The sequence below is a fragment of the Parvibaculum sp. genome (assembly GCF_030694575.1).
Lineage (GTDB): Bacteria > Pseudomonadota > Alphaproteobacteria > Parvibaculales > Parvibaculaceae > Parvibaculum.
Window position 1 is genome coordinate 1 of record NZ_JAUYUS010000066.1, and the last position, 2,647, is coordinate 2,647.

Annotated in this window: 3 protein-coding genes; all 3 read left to right on the forward strand. The window is 62.9% G+C overall.

The genetic code is table 11. From position 1 onward, the window contains the following. The first annotated feature begins 58 nt into the window (after positions 1-58). The 3 genes from fabI to Q8S60_RS10235 all read left to right on the forward strand — a co-directional run bounded on the left by fabI (position 59) and on the right by Q8S60_RS10235 (position 2,581). The gene (gene fabI / locus Q8S60_RS10225) at positions 59-898 is read left to right on the forward strand and encodes an enoyl-ACP reductase FabI (RefSeq protein ID WP_305276349.1); all 840 of its coding nucleotides are present in this window, start codon (positions 59-61) and stop codon (positions 896-898) included. A gap of 64 nt (positions 899-962) precedes the next feature. Beyond that, positions 963-2,054 (forward strand): chorismate synthase, encoded by a 1,092-nt coding sequence (gene aroC, locus Q8S60_RS10230; RefSeq protein ID WP_305276348.1) that lies wholly within the window; start codon positions 963-965, stop codon positions 2,052-2,054. Then, on the forward strand, positions 2,051-2,581 hold the full coding sequence (locus Q8S60_RS10235) for a hypothetical protein (RefSeq protein ID WP_305276346.1): 531 nt from the start codon (positions 2,051-2,053) through the stop codon (positions 2,579-2,581). Before aroC ends, Q8S60_RS10235 begins: the two co-directional genes overlap by 4 nt. Positions 2,582-2,647: the final 66 nt, after the last annotated feature.

Here is a 2,647-nt window from a genome sequence, read left to right on the forward strand (position 1 = left end):
GGGCTTTTGTGTAGGATGCGGCTCCATTTTTGGCGCAGACCAGGTTGACGGGGAAGCAATGAGCGAAGCCACCACCAGCACGAGCCCGGTTCTCAAGGGCAACCTGATGGCCGGTAAACGCGGCCTTATCATGGGTGTCGCGAACAACCGCTCGATCGCCTGGGGCATCGCCAAGGCTTGCGCCGATCAAGGCGCCGAGATCGCCTTTACCTATCAGGGCGAAGCCTTGCAGAAACGGGTCATCCCGCTCGCGGAGTCGGTCGGTTCGAAGATGGTGATGCCGTGCGACGTCATGGACGCCGCCAGCATGGACGCCGTCTTCGAGACGCTCGCAAAAGAGTGGGGCAGGATCGATTTCTTCGTCCACGCCATCGCCTACGCGAACAAGGACGAGCTCGATGGCCGCTATGTCGATACCTCGCTCGACAACTTCACCGCCTCGATGGCGATCTCCTGTTATTCCTTCGCAGCGCTCTGCCAGCGCGCGGAAAAGCTGATGACCGACGGCGGCTCGATCGTGACGCTGACCTATTACGGCTCCGAGAAAGTTATCCCGCACTACAATGTGATGGGCGTCGCCAAAGCCGCGCTCGAAGCCAGTGTGCGCTATCTCGCGGTCGATCTCGGCCGCAACAATATCCGCGTCAACGCGGTTTCCGCAGGTCCGATCAAGACGCTCGCCGCGTCCGGCATCGGCGATTTCCGCTATATCCTCAAGTGGAACGAACTCAATTCGCCGCTGAAGCGCACTGTGACGATCGACGAAGTGGGGAATTCGGCGCTCTACCTGCTCTCCGATCTCGGCGCAGGCGTGACCGGCGAGGTGCACCATGTCGATGCCGGGTATCACGTCGTCGGCATGAAGGCGGAAGATGCGCCGGACATGAGCATCGTCTGAGAATCTCCTGTATTGTTAGCCGGTTCATCGCGCAAGGACGGCCCTCGCGGGTCATGCTAAGGCCATGTCGCACAATACGTTCGGCCATCTGTTCCGTGTCACGACCTGGGGTGAAAGCCACGGGCCGGCGCTTGGCTGCGTGGTCGACGGAGCGCCGCCTCGCCTGCCGCTGAAGGCGGAAGATATTCAGCAATGGCTCGACCGGCGGAAGCCCGGCCAGTCGCGGTTCACGACACAGCGGCGCGAGCCTGACGCGGTGAAAATCCTCTCCGGCACCTTCGTCGAAGACGGCATCGAAATGACCACCGGCACGCCGATCTCGCTGATGATCGAGAATGTCGATCAGCGGTCGAAGGACTATGGCGACATCGTCGAGAAGTTCCGGCCAGGCCATGCGGACCTCACCTATTTCCTGAAATATGGCATTCGCGACTATCGCGGCGGCGGCCGCTCCTCGGCGCGCGAAACGGCGGCTCGCGTGGCGGCCGGCGCGGTGGCGCGGGCGATGCTGCCGGACATGACCATCAGGGGCGCCCTCGTGCAGATGGGTCCGCACAAGATCGACCGCGTCAACTGGGACTGGAACGAAGTCGAGAACAACCCCTTCTGGTGCCCGGACGCGAAGGCGGCGGCGGAATGGGAAACCTATCTCGACGGTGTGCGGAAGGCCGGCTCTTCCTGCGGCGCGGTCATCGAAGTCGTCGCGTCGGGCGTGCCGGCGGGTCTCGGTGCCCCCATCTACGGCAAGCTCGATGCCGATCTCGCGGGCGCGATGATGAGCATTAATGCCGTGAAGGGCGTCGAAATCGGAGACGGTTTTGCGGCAGCCTCGCTTTCGGGCGAAGAAAACGCGGATGAAATGCAGTCGGGTCCTCACGGTATCGAATTCGCATCCAATCACGCCGGCGGCGTTCTTGGCGGCATATCGACAGGACAGGACGTCGTTGCGCGGTTTGCCGTGAAGCCGACGTCCTCGATCCTCAGCCCCCGAAAAACGGTGACCAAGGGCGGCGACGACACGGAAATCGTGACCAAGGGCCGCCACGACCCTTGTGTCGGCATTCGCGCCGTCCCCGTGGGCGAGGCGATGATGGCCTGCGTCCTCGCCGATCACTGGCTGCGGCACCGCGCTCAGATGGGCGAGGCCAAATCATGAGCGAAGTTCCTTCCGCCGGGCCGGAGACGACCGAATGGCTGACCGTGCATTACTCCAAGCAGACGAGCGAGAGCATCGTCTATAGCGGCGTTCTGGCTGCCGGCGCATTGGCGATCTTCGGTATTCCGAGGGCGCCCCTGCTTTCCCTGCTGGGCGCACTCGCGGCGGCCGGCGTCGCCCTCTATCACTGGCCGTATGTTGCGCGCGACCGCCGCGCGCTTGTCGTTTCGCCCGAGGGCATCACGCTCGACCGGCTCGGCCTTCTGCCGTGGAATGCGATATCGGATGCGGTAATCGTCGAGCGATACGTTCGCGCTATCCGGAACGCGGAATTGCGGATATCGCTCCGCAGACCGCTGGAAACCGCCGTCGAAGACGCGCCTTCGGTCGGATTTGTCAGGCGTTACATGTATCGCTGCTGGAAGACGCTCGGGCCGCAGGAAATCGCCGTACACCTTTCGACGCTCGACAAGAAGCCGGAAACGATCGAAGCGGCGGTCCGGCGGCACATCCAATACACCGTCTGAGACGCTTCACCCGCGCGTGAATATGCCGACGAGTTCGATGTGCGGCGACCAGAGAAACTGGTCCAC